Source organism: Streptomyces himastatinicus ATCC 53653, assembly GCF_000158915.1.
In the GTDB taxonomy this organism is placed as follows: Bacteria; Actinomycetota; Actinomycetes; order Streptomycetales; family Streptomycetaceae; genus Streptomyces; species Streptomyces himastatinicus.
Genome location: NZ_GG657754.1, coordinates 4,990,647 through 5,005,804, shown reverse-complemented (window position 1 = coordinate 5,005,804; position 15,158 = coordinate 4,990,647). Strand labels below are relative to the sequence as shown.

The 15,158-nt window shown below is 73.0% G+C and carries 13 protein-coding genes and 2 pseudogenes; 8 read left to right on the top strand and 7 right to left on the bottom strand.

From position 1 onward, the window contains the following. Positions 1 to 232 (bottom strand): annotated as a pseudogene (locus tag SSOG_RS20960) (hypothetical protein); the annotation flags it as partial. Between the two features lie 214 nt (positions 233 to 446). On the opposite strand from SSOG_RS20960, the gene SSOG_RS20955 reads away from it, so the two are divergent. Then, on the top strand, positions 447 to 1,730 hold the full coding sequence (locus SSOG_RS20955; protein ID WP_009716239.1) for an adenylosuccinate synthase: 1,284 nt from the start codon (positions 447 to 449) through the stop codon (positions 1,728 to 1,730). A 92-nt stretch (positions 1,731 to 1,822) separates the two neighbouring features. Here SSOG_RS20955 and SSOG_RS20950 read toward each other — a convergent pair whose 3' ends face one another. The 3 genes and pseudogenes from SSOG_RS20950 to SSOG_RS56140 form a co-directional block, all read right to left on the bottom strand. Continuing rightward, positions 1,823 to 3,646, bottom strand: coding sequence for a protein kinase domain-containing protein (locus SSOG_RS20950; protein WP_009716238.1), 1,824 nt, complete (start codon positions 3,644 to 3,646; stop codon positions 1,823 to 1,825). A 53-nt stretch (positions 3,647 to 3,699) separates the two neighbouring features. Beyond that, entirely contained in the window at positions 3,700 to 3,987 is a 288-nt protein-coding gene (locus SSOG_RS56145) for a hypothetical protein (RefSeq protein WP_039938228.1), read from the bottom strand. A 466-nt stretch (positions 3,988 to 4,453) separates the two neighbouring features. Beyond that, positions 4,454 to 4,915: pseudogene (locus SSOG_RS56140) on the bottom strand (serine/threonine-protein kinase); the annotation flags it as partial. Positions 4,916 to 5,149: 234 nt separating this feature from the next. On the opposite strand from SSOG_RS56140, the gene SSOG_RS20940 reads away from it, so the two are divergent. Together SSOG_RS20940 and SSOG_RS20935 are read left to right on the top strand one after the other, a co-directional pair. Beyond that, entirely contained in the window at positions 5,150 to 5,800 is a 651-nt protein-coding gene (locus SSOG_RS20940) for a DUF4956 domain-containing protein (RefSeq protein ID WP_050799916.1), read from the top strand. Then, positions 5,797 to 6,597: a polyphosphate polymerase domain-containing protein gene (locus SSOG_RS20935; protein WP_039938225.1), complete on the top strand. Its 801-nt coding sequence runs from the start codon at positions 5,797 to 5,799 to the stop codon at positions 6,595 to 6,597. The genes SSOG_RS20940 and SSOG_RS20935 overlap by 4 nt, the downstream gene beginning before the upstream one ends. A 115-nt stretch (positions 6,598 to 6,712) precedes the next feature. Here SSOG_RS20935 and SSOG_RS20930 read toward each other — a convergent pair whose 3' ends face one another. Both SSOG_RS20930 and SSOG_RS20925 read right to left on the bottom strand, forming a co-directional pair. Further along, a complete protein-coding gene (locus SSOG_RS20930; RefSeq protein ID WP_039938223.1) occupies positions 6,713 to 8,155 on the bottom strand; it encodes a sensor histidine kinase in 1,443 nt (480 codons plus the stop codon). 5 nt (positions 8,156 to 8,160) lie between these two features. Then, a complete protein-coding gene (locus SSOG_RS20925; RefSeq protein WP_039938220.1) occupies positions 8,161 to 8,856 on the bottom strand; it encodes a response regulator transcription factor in 696 nt (231 codons plus the stop codon). Between the two features lie 103 nt (positions 8,857 to 8,959). On the opposite strand from SSOG_RS20925, the gene SSOG_RS20920 reads away from it, so the two are divergent. From SSOG_RS20920 to SSOG_RS20905, 4 genes are all read left to right on the top strand, one after another. Beyond that, on the top strand, positions 8,960 to 9,538 hold the full coding sequence (locus tag SSOG_RS20920; protein WP_039938217.1) for a hypothetical protein: 579 nt from the start codon (positions 8,960 to 8,962) through the stop codon (positions 9,536 to 9,538). 154 nt (positions 9,539 to 9,692) lie between these two features. Next, complete coding sequence (locus tag SSOG_RS20915; RefSeq protein WP_009716234.1) at positions 9,693 to 11,063, top strand: aspartate aminotransferase family protein; 1,371 nt, start codon at positions 9,693 to 9,695, stop codon at positions 11,061 to 11,063. A 177-nt stretch (positions 11,064 to 11,240) separates the two neighbouring features. Continuing rightward, positions 11,241 to 11,927 carry a GntR family transcriptional regulator gene (locus tag SSOG_RS20910; protein ID WP_009716233.1) on the top strand — a complete coding sequence of 229 codons (687 nt, stop codon included), beginning with the start codon at positions 11,241 to 11,243 and terminating at the stop codon, positions 11,925 to 11,927. Positions 11,928 to 12,043: 116 nt separating this feature from the next. Continuing rightward, the gene (locus SSOG_RS20905) at positions 12,044 to 12,694 is read left to right on the top strand and encodes a hypothetical protein (RefSeq protein ID WP_009716232.1); all 651 of its coding nucleotides are present in this window, start codon (positions 12,044 to 12,046) and stop codon (positions 12,692 to 12,694) included. Positions 12,695 to 12,734: 40 nt separating this feature from the next. On the opposite strand, the gene SSOG_RS20900 is transcribed toward SSOG_RS20905, so the two are convergent. After that, positions 12,735 to 13,484 (bottom strand): SLATT domain-containing protein, encoded by a 750-nt coding sequence (locus SSOG_RS20900; protein WP_009716231.1) that lies wholly within the window; start codon positions 13,482 to 13,484, stop codon positions 12,735 to 12,737. Positions 13,485 to 13,771: 287 nt separating this feature from the next. On the opposite strand from SSOG_RS20900, the gene purD reads away from it, so the two are divergent. Next, positions 13,772 to 15,052 carry a phosphoribosylamine--glycine ligase gene (gene purD / locus SSOG_RS20895; RefSeq protein WP_009716230.1) on the top strand — a complete coding sequence of 427 codons (1,281 nt, stop codon included), beginning with the start codon at positions 13,772 to 13,774 and terminating at the stop codon, positions 15,050 to 15,052. The last annotated feature ends 106 nt before the right edge of the window (positions 15,053 to 15,158 follow it).

Here is a 15,158-nt window from a genome sequence, read left to right as displayed (position 1 = left end):
GCGCCGCGTCCGCCAGCTCGCGCTGCCGGTGCAGCAGCTCCACGACCCGCAGCAGGGCCCGGTCGTCGCCCACCACGACCGGCCGTCGGCCGCCGCGCCGGGCAAGTGCCCGCTCGACTTCCTCCGGGCCGTCCGGCAGGCAGATTTTCGTTTGCGCGCCCGCACACAGCACATCCTTCGCGATGCGCACCGACTCTCCGTCCGTTCGCCGGGCGTTGGGGTCGATGACCATGAGCAGGCGGCGCCCCCGGACGGTGTCCGGCGGAGAGTGCCAGGGATCTGGAGCCGACACCTCGGTCCTTCCTCAGGTAATCTCTCGGTGCAAGAGCCCCTGTCGCTGTTGCGCCAGGGGCTTCGTCTATCCGGGGCACCGGTTCGACGGCTCTTGTGGTGACGCACGCCACCACGCACGTTGGACATGCCCCGCCCGGAAGGGGTGTACGCCTGTGCCCGCACTTGTGCTGCTCGGTGCTCAGTGGGGTGACGAGGGCAAGGGAAAGGCCACCGACCTGCTCGGTGGCTCGGTCGACTACGTGGTCCGCTACCAGGGCGGCAACAACGCGGGCCACACGGTGGTGGTCGGCGACCAGAAGTACGCCCTGCACCTGCTCCCGTCCGGCATCCTCTCGCCCGGGTGTACCCCCGTGATCGGCAACGGCGTCGTCGTCGACCCCGCGGTCCTGCTCTCCGAGCTGAGCGGGCTGAACGAGCGCGGCGTCGATACGTCCAAGCTGCTGATCAGCGGTAACGCCCACCTGATCACGCCGTATCACACCACGATCGACAAGGTGACGGAACGCTTCCTCGGGAAGCGGAAGATCGGCACCACCGGCCGTGGCATCGGCCCGTCCTACGCCGACAAGATCAACCGCGTGGGCATCCGGGTCCAGGACATCTTCGACGAGTCGATCCTGCGGCAGAAGGTCGAGGCCGCGCTCGACTTCAAGAACCAGGTCCTCGCCAAGCTCTACAACCGCCGCGCCATCGCCGTGGACCAGGTGGTCGAGGAGCTGCTCGGCTACGCGGACCAGCTGCGCGGCTACGTCGCCGACACCACCCTGATCCTCAACAACGCCGTCGACCAGGGCCAGGTCGTGCTCTTCGAGGGCGGCCAGGGCACCCTGCTCGACGTCGACCACGGCACGTACCCCTTCGTCACCTCCTCCAACCCGACCGCGGGCGGCGCCTGCACCGGTGCGGGCGTCGGACCGACGAAGATCAACCGGGTGATCGGGATCCTGAAGGCCTACACCACGCGTGTCGGCGCGGGCCCCTTCCCGACCGAGCTGCTGGACGAGGACGGCGAGAAGCTGCGCACCATCGGCGGCGAGCGCGGTGTGACCACCGGCCGCGACCGGCGCTGCGGCTGGTTCGACGCGGTCATCGCGCGCTACGCGACCCGGGTCAACGGGCTCACCGACTTCTTCCTCACCAAGCTCGACGTGCTCACCGGCTGGGAGCGGATCCCGGTGTGCGTGGCGTACGAGATCGACGGGAAGCGCATCGAGGAACTCCCGTACAGCCAGACCGACTTCCACCACGCCAAGCCGATCTACGAGACGCTGCCGGGCTGGTCGGAGGACATCACCCAGGCCAAGACCTTCGACGACCTGCCGAAGAACGCACAGCGGTACGTGCAGGCGCTGGAGGAGATGTCCGGCGCGCCCATCTCCGCGATCGGCGTCGGCCCGGGCCGCGACGAGACGATCCAGATCAACTCGTTCCTCTGAGGCCCCGGGCCCTCGGCCCACTGCGTACGGCCCGCACGAACGGCGTCATCGCGCCGCGTGCGGGCCGTCGTGCGTCGGGCGCGTCGGGCTGTTCAGACCGCGGGCGGGCCGAAGACCCCGGCGGGCACGGGCGGTTGTTGCTGCTGCTGCCGCTGCGCCGCCCGGCGCCGCTCCTGCATCCCGGTCAGCTTCACCACCACGGTGATCGCCAGCACCGAGGCCAGCAGCGAGACGCCGTCGTCAGCGATATGACCGGCGACCCCGACCCGCTCGTCCAGGCTCCTGCTGCCTTCGGCGGCCACTTCCAGGAGCCCGGCGGACGGGGCGGAGAAGCACATCAGCACGAACGCCGCCCACCACCAGTGCAGCGCCGCGCGGGGCACCCGTCCGGGGCCCGGGCGAGCGCTGGCGGTCCAGATGTCGTTCGCGATCTGCTTGGGGATCCACAGCAGGGCGATCGGGATGAACCACGCCCCGACGGCGTAGCCGCTGCCGAACCGCAACCGGCCGGGGGACAGGGCCGTGGCGTTGACGTACGTACGCCGGAACCACACCAGCCACAGGATGACCAGCGCCACCACGCACATGCCCAGGGCGCCGTCCAGCGAGGCGACCGCCTCCGCCCTGCGGTCGACCGCGGCGGCGCTCCCCTCGTCTTCGGCCAGGTCGCGGAGCGCGCCGAACTGCGACATCCGCAGATACAGATCGCTGATCGTCAACAGCATCCACACGACGAACACGGCCACCAGGGAGTTCCCCAGCGCGCGCACCGAGCGCACCTTCCGGCCCTGGTCCGGCGGGCCTGCCGGGGGCTGGTACCCGCCGCCCTGCTGCGGCCAGGCCCCGCCCACCGGGTACCCGTACGCCGCGGGGGCGCTCGGCGCGCCGTACGCCGACGGGGGGTGGGGCGTCGAGGGCCCGGAGGCCGCGGCGCCCGCGCCCGCGCTCGGGTTCGCGTACGCGCTCTGCGGCGGGGTGGGCGCCGGGGCCGTGACCTGCTGATGCGGGTTCTCGGCCTCCAGCAGCTGGAGCGCGTCCCGGCCGAGCCGGGCCAGCAGTCCGCCCGGCAGCCAGGGCTCGGCGGGGTCGGGCGCGGCCGCCTCGGTGTACGCGATCAGGTCCGGCACGGACGGACGCTGCGCCGGGTCCTTGCTCAGACAGGCGGTGACCAGGCCGAGCAGCCCCTCGGGCAGCCCCTCCAGATCGGGCTCCTCCTGGGCTATTCGGTACATCAGCGCGTGGATGCCGCTGTCCACCCGGCCGAACGGCTGCCGCCCGGTGGCCGCGAACGCGAGCACCGACCCCAGGCAGAACACATCGCTCGCCACGGTCACCGTCTCGCCGCGCACCTGCTCCGGCGACATGAACCCCGGCGAGCCGACGACCGCACCCGTCACGGTCAGATTGCTGTTGCCGCCGCCCACCGCGTCCAGGGCGCGGGCGATGCCGAAGTCGATGACCCGCGGGCCGTCGATCGTGATCAGGATGTTGGACGGTTTGAAGTCGCGATGGATCAGCCCCGCGCCGTGGATGTCGCGCAGCGCCAGCGACAGACCGTGCGCCAGCACCCGCACCGACTGCTCCGGCAGCGCCCCGAAGTCATCGGCCACCACCTCGTGGAGGGACGGTCCGCCGATGTACCCCGTGGCCACCCAGGGCACGGCGGCCTCGGTGTCGGCGTCGAGGACGGGCGCGGTCCACTGACCGCCCACCCGTCTCGCCGCCTCCACCTCACGCTTGAAGCGGCCCCGGAAATCCGGTTGCCGGGCGAGTTCGGTCTGTACCAGCTTCACGGCGACGGTACGGCCTCGGGAGGAACGGGCGAGGTACACCTTGCCCATTCCGCCCTCGCCGAGCCTGCCGAGCAGTTGGTACTCGCCAATCCACCGCGGGTCCTGGGCCCCGAGGTTTTCCATCGCGGTGTGGCTCCTGTCCGTGTGCCGATGGTCCCCGTACGCCGATCGGCCGATCAGTTGAGACGGGTGAAGGTCTGGGTCATGGTCTCATCGCTGAAGCTGTCCGGGTCTTCATACACGACCCGGAGCTCGTCTTTTCCAGACGCGGTGAAAGTGAGCGAGGTTCCCGCCTCGCACAGATCCTCCGGTGTGGCCTTCGTGACCTTGACGGGGCTGAGCACGAGGCCCTTCTCGACCGAGGCCAGCGTCCGCTTGCCCTCGCAGTGGTACTTCTTGCTGTCGCCGACCTCCTCGGCCACCGCGGTGCCGACCGCTCCCTGTGAGAGGACGATCCGGCGCATCCTGCCGGTGGGGTCGCGGTCGTCCTTGGCCCCGGCGGCCCCGAACCCCCGCCGGGCGCCTTCGGATTCCCGGGGCCCGCGCCGGGCGAGGTGTGGGTCGCCTTGTCGTAGTCGGTGGCCTGTCCGCTCTTGCCGCCCTTGTCGTTGGCGGACTTGTCCACGGCGAGGGCCGCCGCCCCGGCGATGAGCAGGGGCCTGGCGGCCGGGGCGCGGTCCCGGGGCGGCGGGCGGCGGCGTCGGCGGCGTCTCGGGTACGGGCGCCTCCTCCCGCTGCTCCGCCGTCTTCGGCGGGTCGGCCGGGGGCCGTGGCGGCGTGGCACCCTGCGGCGGGGTGCTGGGCGGTGGCGGGGCCAGCGGGTACGACGTGGCCGACGGCGGGGCGGCCGGTGGCGGCGGCGGTGCCCGCCGTCGGCGGGAGCGGCGGCGGGGCGGGCACACCGGGGCGTACCGGCGCCGCGGCGGGCGTCTCGATGACGCGCGGGCCGTCGATGGTGACCAGGATGTTGGAGGGCTTGAGATCTCGGTGGACGAGACCGGCGCCGTGGATGGACTGGAGGGCGCGGGTGAGGCCGTTGCCGAGGATGCGCACGGTCCGTTCGGGCAGGGGACCGGACTCGGCGACGACGGCGTGCAGCGAAGGCCCGGCGATGTAGCCGGTGGCGACCCACGGGGTCGCGGCCTCGGTGTCGGCGTCGAGGACCGGGGCCGTCCATGCGCCGCCCACCCGCTGGGCGGCCCGCACTTCCTGGGTGAAGCGCCGCCGGAATTCGGCTTGCTGCGCGAGTTCGGTCTGGACGAGTTTCACGGCGACCGTACGGCCCCGCGCCGAGTACGCCAGGAACACCCGGCCCATGCCGCCCGCTCCCAGCCGCTTGAGCAGCCGGTACTCGCCGATCCAGCGCGGGTCTTCCGCCCCCAGGTCTTCCATGCCGACGAACGTCCCTTCCCTGATCCCCCTGATCAGCCCCCTGGAGAGAATAAAGGCGGGCGAGAGCGAAGTGGCCGACGCGGACCATCTGTTATCGGGTCCGTACCGCTCCGTATCCCTGGCGGGTGCCGTAGTTGCGTTAACCCACGCGAGGGGCGGGTTTAACCGCGTTGTCCCTAACGTCCACAGGGCGTTCCGGAAACACCGGACGTCCTGTTCGGGAAAGGGAATCCGATGAAGTCCACGGAGTCGTGGGGCGCGCTCGGCCTGCATCTGGCCCTCGACCTGGTCGCGGTGGGCGTGCTCACCTTCGCCGTCTACTACCCCAGACACCGACGGCGCGATCTGATACCGGCCTATCTCGCCTTGAACGTCGCCCTGTTCGCGGTGGTCGCGGCGCTCGCCCGGGCCGGCGGCGACGGCGGAATGGCGCTCGGCTTCGGCCTGTTCGGCGTGCTGTCCATGATCAGGCTGCGGTCCGACTCCATTCAGCACGAGGAGGTCGCGTACTACTTCACGACCCTGGTCCTCGGCCTGCTCAGCGGACTGCCGCAGCTGGGCGCCGGACCCGCCGCCGCGCTGTGCGCACTGCTGCTGCTCGTCCTGTACGTCGCCGACCATCCGCGGCTGCTGGCGGGCGCGCGGCGCAGCGTCGTCACCCTCGACACCGTGCACCGCGACCCGGCCGCGCTCCGCGCCGACCTCGCCGCCCGGCTCGGGGAGCCGCTGGACTGGCGGGTCGTCGAGGTCGACTACGTACGCGATCTGACGGTCGTCGACGTGCGGTACCGCGAGCCCGCGACCGACCGCCCGGCCGCGCCGGTGCGCGGGTCCCTGCCCAGGCCCGCCGAGCGGCCCGCGCCGCTCTCCCGGGAGGCCGTATGACCTCCCCCGCGCTGCGGGCCGTGGCGGACGCGGCCCGTGCCGCCGCCCCCGTCTCGCTGCCCGAGGTGCGGGCGGACGCCGAGCTGCTGGCCCGATTCGACCGCGGCTATCTGCTGCCCGCCGAGGTCTTCACGGAGTTCGCCGCCCGGCTGACCGCCTCCGGCTTCCGGGCGCTGACCATCGGCGGCCGCCGCTCCTTCCGGTACCACTCCGTCTATCTCGATACCCCCGGCCTGCGCTGCTTCCACGACCACCGGCAGGGGCGGCGGCTGCGGTTCAAGGTCCGCGAGCGGGTGTACGAGGACTCCGGGGAGCGGCAGTTCGAGGTCAAGCTCAAGGGCCGGCACGGCGAGACCGTCAAGCACCGGCGTGAGCTGGGCGCGGGGGAGAGCGCCGAGGGGCCCGCCGCCCGGACCTTCCTGGTCGACGTGCTGCGCGACGCCTACGGCATCGAGGCTCCGGACAGGCTCCGTCCGTCCGCGATCACCGACTACCGGCGGGCGACCTTCGTCGCCGCGGGGCAGCGGGTCACCTGCGATACGGGGCTGGTCTGCCGCGATCCGCGATCGGGCGCCGCGCTGGCGGTCGACCGGCGGCTGGTCGTCGTCGAGACCAAGTCGGCCGGTCATCTGACGGAGACCGACCGACTGCTGCACCGGCTGGGGGTACGGGCGGCCGAGTTCACCAAGTACTGCGGTGCGCTGGCCGTGCTGCGACCGGACCTGCCCGCCAACCAGTGGCGCCGAGCGGTCCGCGCCGCGTTCGGCGGGGGCTCGGGCCTGCCCCGGTCCGCGTGACGGCCAGGCCCTGTCCGGTGGATCTTCGCGGGGCCGCGCCGCCGCTGTGACATCAGCCGCTGCCACGGCGGGCCGCACCTCGCTGCGTTGTCGGAGTCGTTGCGCCCGTACGGACTCAGGGCGCCGCGGTGACGTCCTCCGGGGCGGGCGGGGCGCCGAAGCGGACGGTGATCCGCGCCCCCGAGGCGCCATTTCCGGAGGGGCCGTCTCCGACGGGTGCGGCGGCCGGGGCCACGACCACCTCGCCGCCCGACTCCCGGGCCGTACGGCGCGCGATGTCCAGGCCGAGGCCGGTGGAGCCCGCGCCGCTGGTGCCACGCCCGGTCATATCGCCCGAGGGGAAGCCCGGCCCGTCGTCCTCCACGACCAGGACGCCGCCGCCCCCGCCGCCATCGTCGTCATCGGGCCGGACGGCGACCCGGAAGGCGGTGCCGTGCGGGGTGTGGTCGAAGACGTTGCCCAGGAGCACATCGAGCACCGCCGTCAGGTCCGTCTCGCCGACCCGCACCGGAACCGGCTGTTCAGGGATGTCCACCGCGACCGTACGGTCCTGGTCCTCCGCGAGCGGCAGCCAGAACGCCGAGCGTTCGCGGGCCAGCGCCGCCAGGTCCGCGGTCCGGCCCGCCTCCGCCGCCGGGGCGCCCCCGTCCGTACCGTCCTCCGCGCCCCCGCCGAGGGGGTGGCGTGCGGACTGGATGACCTCGTCGACGCTGCGCTCCAGGGCCGCCACGTCGGCGGCGATCCGCTCCGCCTCCGCGGTGTCCCGCAGCCCCTCCGCGTCCAGCCGCAGCACGGCGACGGGGGTGCGCAGCCGGTGGGCGAGGTCGGCCGCGTTCTCGCGCTCGGCGGCGAGGAGTTCGTCGATGCGGGACGCCAGATGGTTCAACTGCACGGCCACCAGACGCAGTTCCGGCGGGCCCTCCGGCTCGGCCCGCGCGGCGAGGTCCCCGGCCGCCAGGCGGTCGGCGACCGACGCCAGCCGCCGCGTCGACCCCACGAGCCGCGCGCCGAGCCGGTCCGCGACCAGCAGGCCCAGCAGGATGAGCCCCGCGCCGATCCCGGCGATGGCCAGCCAGGAGGCCAGTACGCCGTCGTACAGCTGCCGCTGGTCCACCGCGACCTGGACGACCGCCGTGCCCCCGGAGCGCACCCCGGCCCCGGGGTCCGCGGTGATGCCCTGCACCGGCACCAGCGCGACCCGGCCGCCGCCCTCCGGCGCGTACAGGAACGCGCGACCGTGCCGGGCCAGCCGTACGGCGTCCGTCACCGGTGCCGGTGCGCCGAGCGAGCGCCCGTCCGGCAGGATCACCGAGGACCGCGGCAGACCGGGCCCGTTCACCCCGTCGAGCGCCGTGCGCACCTGCTCCATCCCGTCCCGGCGGTCCGGGTGCGCGAGCGATCGGCCCACGACGGCGGCGAGCGACTGCGCGCGCTGGGTGGCATCGGCGGTCGCCCGGTCCGCGGCATGACCGCGGGTCAGCAGTACCAGCGGCACCAGCAGGGCGGCCAGGACGAGCGCGGTGGTGGCGGCGGTGAGCCACAGCAACTGGCGGCGCACGGCGGCTACTCCACCGGCGCGTCGCCGGGAGCGGCCAGCTTCACGCCCACCGTGCGCACCGTGTGCAGATAACGCGGGCTCTGGGCCGTCTCGCCCAGCTTCCGGCGCAGCCAGGACAGATGGACGTCGACGGTCTTGTCCGCTCCGCCCAGCGGCTGCTGCCACACCTCCGCCAGCAGTTCGCGGCGGCTCACCACCTGCCCGGCCCGCCGCGCCAGATGACACAGCAGGTCGAACTCGCGCGGCGTCAGCTCCACGGCCTCGCCCTCCAGCGTCACCTCCCGCGCCGCGGGCGAGACGACCAGCCCGCCGACCTGGATCGACGGCTCGGGTTCCGGTGCGCCCAGCCGCCGCAGCACGGCCTTGATCCGGGCGTCCAGCTGGGCCGCGCCGAAGGGTTTGACGATGTAGTCGTCCGCGCCGCTGCCCAGCACGGCGACCATGTCGCGCTCCTCGTCCCGCGCCGTCGCGACGATCACCGGTACGTCGCTGACCGCGCGCAGCATGCGCAGCACCTGGGCCCCGTCCACGTCCGGCAGACCGAGGTCGAGCACCACGAGGTCGGGCCGGTGGGTGACGGCCGCGTCCAGCCCGGCCATGCCCGTGGCGGCCGTGGCCACGGCATGGCCGTGGTCGCGCAGCGCGCGCACCAGCGCGCCGCGCAGCTGGGGGTCGTCCTCGACCACGAGCAGATGGGGCATACGGCCACGGTAGCCACGGTGAACTCGTATGAGGGTCGGCCGGTTGGGGGGTTTGTGCGGGTCTTAACCGGACGTTAAATGATGGTGCGGCAGGCTGGAACGCATGACATCGGCCCGTACCCGCACCGGCGACAGCGCGAGCGACGGCGGCGGCGAGGCCGCGCGGACCGGCGCGCCCTGGCGCAGCGCGACGGCCGCCCTGCTCTGGGTGTGCGTGCTCGCCGGAGCGGGCCTGCTCGGCGCGTGGGCGCTGACGCACGCCGGACCGGATGCCGACGCCCATGTGTCGGCGCCCCTCGACGACGCCGGGGTACGCCACGAGCTGGCCCGGGAACGGACTGCGGCCCCGCCCCCGACGTCCCGGCCGGGCACGCCGAAGGGGCCGCCCGCGAGGGCGACGGCGGAGGCGGTCGGCCGCGGCAGTGTGCACTTCGAAGGCGGCAGCGCGTCGGCCGAGTGCCGTCCCGATCCCGTCGAGGGTCAGCTGATCTACCTGGTCAGCTGGAGCCCCGCCACCGGCTTCGGCGTCGAGGAGGTCGAACGCGGCCCCGGGCCTGTGGCCTCCGTCGAGATGGAGCCGGACTCGGGCGACGAGGACGACCAGGACGACATCACCACGGTGCTCACCTGCACGGACGCGGGCCGCCCGGTCGTGGCCCCGGACCAGGACGTGGACGACTGACGGCCGCGTCCGCGCGGGGGCCGCGGGTCGGGGGAACCCGACACTCTGCCGGGTCAGGCGGCCGAAGCCGTACACCTTGGCGGTGTGCGGCCGGTCCGGCGGCTCCGTACGCTGGTGGCTGCCCCAGACCCGCGAGCGATCAGAGGTAGCGAACGTGTCCGTGCAGTCCACGCACCCCAGCCCCGATCCCGCCGCCGGCGCCGCCGTCAAGGCTGCCGACCGCGCACACGTCTTCCACTCCTGGTCCGCGCAGGGGCTGATCGACCCGCTCGCGATCGCGGGCGCCGACGGCTCGTACTTCTGGGACTACGACGGCAACCGCTACCTCGACTTCAGCTGTCAGCTGGTCAACACCAATATCGGCCACCAGCACCCCAAGGTCGTCGCCGCCATCCAGGAGCAGGCGGCGAAGATGTGCACCATCGCGCCCGGCTTCGCCGTGGACGCGCGGTCCGAGGCGGCGCGGCTGGTCGCCGAGCGCACCCCCGGCGACCTCGACAAGATCTTCTTCACCAACGGCGGCGCCGAGGCGGTCGAGAACGCGGTCCGCATGGCCCGGCTGCACACCGGCCGCTCCAAGGTGCTCTCCGCCTACCGCTCGTACCACGGTGCCACCGCCGCCGCGATCAACCTGACCGGTGACCCGCGCCGCTGGCCCTCCGACACCGCCTCGGCCGGTGTCGTCCACTTCTGGGCGCCGTTCCTCTACCGCTCGCCGTTCCACGCCGAGAACGAGGCGCAGGAGTGCGAGCGCGCGCTGCGCCACCTGGAAGACACCATCGCCTACGAGGGCCCGGCGGGCATCGCCGCGATCATCCTGGAGACCATCCCCGGCACCGCCGGGATCATGGTGCCGCCGCCCGGCTATCTGGCCGGGGTCCGGGAGATCTGCGACCGGTACGGGATCGTCTTCATCCTGGACGAGGTCATGGCGGGCTTCGGCCGCACCGGCCACTGGTTCGCGGCCGACCACTTCGGCGTCACCCCTGACCTCCTGACCTTCGCCAAGGGCGTCAACTCCGGCTATGTGCCGCTCGGCGGCGTCGCCATCTCGGCCGAGATCGCCGCCACCTTCGACCAGCGGCCCTACCCGGGCGGGCTCACCTACTCCGGCCACCCGCTGGCCTGCGCCTCCGCCGTCGCCACCATCAACGCGATGGCGGAGGAGGGCATCGTGGAGAACGCGGCCGCGATCGGCGAGAACGTGATCGGCCCGGCCCTGAAGGAGATCGCCGAGCGCCACCCTTCCGTCGGCGAGGTGCGCGGTCTGGGCGTGTTCTGGGCGCTCGATCTGGTCAAGAACAAGGAGACGCGCGAACCGCTCGTCCCGTACAACGCGAGCGGCGCGGCCAACCAGCCCATGGCCGACTTCGCGGCCGCCTGCAAGCGCGGCGGGCTGTGGCCGTTCGTGAACATGAACCGTACGCACGTGGTGCCGCCGTGCACGGTCACCGAGTCCGAGGCCAAGGAGGGTCTGGCGATCCTGGACGAGGCGCTGGGCGCGGCGGACGCCCACACCGTGTAATCACGCCCTCACCATGGCGTCACGTCCTCTTCACGCCCCATAGCCACATATAGCCGTCCGGTGTAGACCACCACCTGACTCTGCGTACTTTGCGCAACGGCCCTCGCATATCGTGATGCGAGGGCCGTCCGCTTCCGGATGACATGACACGACGGCCGCGGAAGGAGACGGTCCTCGATGCCCGTGCCCGGCACCAGCCCGGTCAAGCGGAACACCCTGCGGCAGCAGATCGCCGACGCGCTGTGTGACGAGGTGCTCGCGGGCAGACTGCCGGCGGGGCGGCAGTTCACCGTCAAGGAGATGGCCGACCACTACGGCGTCTCCGCGACCCCGGTCCGCGAGGCTCTGCTCGACCTGTGCTCCCAGGGGCTGCTGGACGTCGAGGAACACCGTGGCTTCAAGGTCCACGAGTTCACCATCAAGGACTTCCGGCACATGGTCGACGCCCGCAACATGGTCGTCGAGGGACTGTTCCGGCACGCCGTCGAGCAGACGCTGAACACCATGAACCCGCAGTCCCTGGCCTCGGTGCGGCGCCGGGCCGAGGCCGCCGAGCGGGCCGCCCGCGGCGGCGACCTCGACATCCTCATCGGCTACGACCTGCGGTTCTGGCGCGAGATATGCGGGCTGGTCGGCAACCCCTACATCACCGACTTCCTCCAGCGGCTGCGGATGCAGACCTGGGTCTTCACCGTGCCCTATCTGCGCCGGGTCCCCGATCTGCGCGGCGAACTGTGGGCGGGCCACTGCGAGCTGACCGCGGCCGTCACCCGCGGTGATCCCAAGACCTCCGAGCGGCTGATATCGGCGTACAACGCGCACTTCCGTGCGCTGATCGAGCGGTTGGTGACCGACGCGCCCTGATGACACCCCTGACAACCCCCTGAGGGGGACAGCTGCCGTCAGCGCTCTTCGCGCCGCGTACCCGGGGCACTACGCTGAACCGACCAGCGACCATACGGATACGAGAGTGAGATCGCGTGGCCTGTGACCTCTGGCTGGTCCCCCTTGTCGATGTGCTGTGCCACAGCCCCGACAATCCCTTCGCCGACGAGATCGCAACCTACGACAAGGCACTCGGAGAGGCCGGTCTGCCGCCGGTGCCCGTCCTCGGCTACATGCCGGGCCTGTCCGGGGACGTCGCCCCGGTAGCCGGATTCGACTACGACGCACTCCACTTCCTCCGCCGCGCCTACCTCCTCCAGCTGTGCGGGCTCGCCGTCACCCCGGTCGACGAACTCGGCGGGGACTACGAGCAGTTGCTGGAGATGTTCGAGCCCACGGCCAAGCAGTCGCACCTGGTGTGGCACTACGACCACGCGGGCGCCTACGTCCCCGTCGACTTCCCGGGCCCGCTCGCCAACGACGAACTCATGGAGGGCGGCGGCCCCCTGGGCTCCAGTCACGGGCTGCTGCGCGAACTGGAGGCGGTCGCCCCGGCGCTCGGCATCGACCCGTCCAACCCCCCGGCCGCGCCCACGCCCCCCACCCGGCCGACCAGCCTGGAGGAGCCGGCCGCCCCCGGGCCGTACGAGGACAGCCCGTTCGCCCGTGAACGCCATGTCTGGCTGGGGCTGCACGCGGCCGCCACCCGCAGCCTGAGCCAGGGATCGATGATCCTCTTCAGCTGACCCCTGCCCCCCGACCCCTGGCCCCTGCCGCGCCCGCAGGTCAGCGGGGCGGCTCGGGAGGACGCTGCCGCGGCATATTGGGCCGGGTGCTGCCCGGCGGCAGCGGAAAGCGGTGCGCGGGGCTCCCGCTGTCCGGGCGGGAGCCCTGGGCCACCAGTGACTGCGTGAACAGCGAATGGGTGAACAGCGGCGCCGACCCCGAGCCGAAGTCCACCATCCAGCCCGCGGTCTCCGTCCGCACCAGCTCCGACACGTCCTCGCAGAACCGCCGCAGCACCAGCAGACACCGCTCCACGGCCTCGGACGCGGTGCCCTCGGTCGGGCCCAGCACCTCCCGGACGCTCTCCGACGCCCAGTCGAACTGGAGCGACTCCAGCCGCCGCTGCACCGCCTGCGCCGTGGCCACGTCCCGCATCCAGCCGGACGTCAGCCCGTAATACCGGTCGCAGCCCACGCACGCGACGGCCAGCAGCAGCGCCAGCGCGCCCCATCCGGCGCCGCCGCCCAGCGCCCCGGTCAGCTCCAGCAGCGGCAGCACGACCCCCGCCACCGCGCCCACCGCGGCCCCGCCCCGCAGCGCGCGGGCGGCCCGCCGCTTCCACAGCCGGTCGGCCAGATACCAGGCGCCCACCCGCAGCGCGCCCTCCTCGACCCACTGGTACAGCTCGTCGAGCCGCTCGGCGGGCTCCCCCCAGTCGCCGTGCGGGAACGTCCGGCCGAGCAGGTCCTCCCGTGCCCTCGCCCCCTCCTGCCGAGGGAGTTCCTCGGGCTGCATCTCCGGCTGACTCACCCGTGCACTCCCTCTGCGGCGGTGTTTCTCCTGGCGCGCGGCTGACGCGCACCCGCGCGCCGCTGATGCGCGACGACCATTCCTACCGCCGAACGGCTGGCCACGCGGCCACGATCACGGGTATTCCGCCCATAAGTGGTGGACATCGGATATAGAGCCCCATTCCCGCTCACCCGAAAGAGTGCCCACCCGCCCGGGACCACGACCCGCCCCCACCCCGTCCGGCCGTGCCGGACGCGACGGGGGCGCGGGGCCGGCCGGACGGGGGAGGCCGTAGGGTGCCTACCGTGAAGGTCCTCGTCATCGGCGGCGGCGCCCGCGAACACGCCCTGTGCCGCTCCCTCTCCCTCGATCCCGACGTCACCGCACTGCACTGCGCGCCCGGCAACGCCGGTATCGCGGAGGTCGCCGAGCTGCACGCCGTCGATGCCCTCGACGGCGCCGCCGTCGCCGACCTGGCCGCCGCGCTGGGGGCCGGTCTGGTCGTCGTCGGCCCGGAGGCGCCGCTCGTCGCTGGCGTCGCCGACGCCGTGCGCGCCCGCGGCATCCCGGCCTTCGGGCCGTCCGCCGAGGCGGCGCAACTGGAGGGGTCGAAGGCGTTCGCGAAGGACGTCATGGCCGCGGCGAACGTGCCCACCGCCCGCGCCTACGTCTGCACCACCCCCGCCGAGGTCGACGAGGCACTCGACGCCTTCGGCCCGCCGTACGTGGTCAAGGACGACGGGCTCGCCGCGGGCAAGGGCGTCGTGGTGACCGGCGACCTCGAGGAAGCCCGCGAGCACGCGCTGGCCTGCGGCCGCGTGGTGATCGAGGAGTTCCTCGACGGCCCCGAGGTGTCGCTGTTCGCCGTGACCGACGGCGAGACCGTGGTGCCGCTCCAGCCCGCCCAGGACTTCAAGCGGGCGTACGACGGCGACGAGGGCCCGAACACCGGCGGCATGGGCGCCTACTCCCCGCTGCCCTGGGCCGACCCCGCCCTGGTGGACGAGATCGTGGCCACGGTCTGCCAGCCCACCGTCGACGAGCTGCGCCGCCGCGGTACGCCCTTCTCCGGGCTGCTGTACGCGGGGCTCGCGATCACCTCGCGCGGGGTGCGGGTCATCGAGTTCAACGCGCGCTTCGGCGATCCGGAGACCCAGGTCGTGCTGGCCCGGCTGAAGACCCCCCTGGCGGGTCTGCTGAAGGCCGCAGCGACCGGTGCGCTGGCGGCCGAGCCGCCGCTGCGCTGGAGCGACGGCGCCGCGGTGACCGTCGTGATCGCCTCGCACAACTATCCCGGCACCCCGCGCACCGGTGACCCGATCACCGGACTGGACGAGGTGACCGCCGAGGACGGGCCCACGGCGTACGTACTGCACGCGGGCACCAAGCGGGACGGCGCGTCCGGCGACGTGCTGAGCGCGGGGGGCCGGGTGCTCTCCGTCACCGCGTCCGGCTCGGACCTGGCCAAGGCCCGGGAGCGGGTGTACCGGGCGGTGGCCCGGATCGGGCTCGACGGCTCCCACCACCGCACCGACATCGCGGCGAAGGCGGCCACGGACGCCTCAGGCGCCGCGGGCGGCGCCTGAGGCCGCGGGGTCGCGGAGTTCCCGGTTCTCCCCAAGGCCATTCCATCGGGTGAGGGCTTCCGCATCCTGCTGACGCACGCCCGGCCTCCAACTACTGTGCCGCTCA

Excerpts from the sequence above, each read along its gene's own strand:
- SSOG_RS20920 (WP_039938217.1), top strand. The coding sequence starts at position 8,960 with ATGACATCGGCCCGTACCCGCACCGGCGACAGCGCGAGCGACGGCGGC.
- SSOG_RS20910 (WP_009716233.1), top strand. The coding sequence starts at position 11,241 with ATGCCCGTGCCCGGCACCAGCCCGGTCAAGCGGAACACCCTGCGGCAG.
- SSOG_RS20925 (WP_039938220.1), bottom strand. The coding sequence starts at position 8,856 with ATGCCCCATCTGCTCGTGGTCGAGGACGACCCCCAGCTGCGCGGCGCG.
- SSOG_RS56145 (WP_039938228.1), bottom strand. The coding sequence starts at position 3,987 with ATGCGCCGGATCGTCCTCTCACAGGGAGCGGTCGGCACCGCGGTGGCC.
- SSOG_RS20935 (WP_039938225.1), top strand. The coding sequence starts at position 5,797 with ATGACCTCCCCCGCGCTGCGGGCCGTGGCGGACGCGGCCCGTGCCGCC.
- SSOG_RS20950 (WP_009716238.1), bottom strand. The coding sequence starts at position 3,646 with ATGGAAAACCTCGGGGCCCAGGACCCGCGGTGGATTGGCGAGTACCAA.
- SSOG_RS20940 (WP_050799916.1), top strand. The coding sequence starts at position 5,150 with ATGAAGTCCACGGAGTCGTGGGGCGCGCTCGGCCTGCATCTGGCCCTC.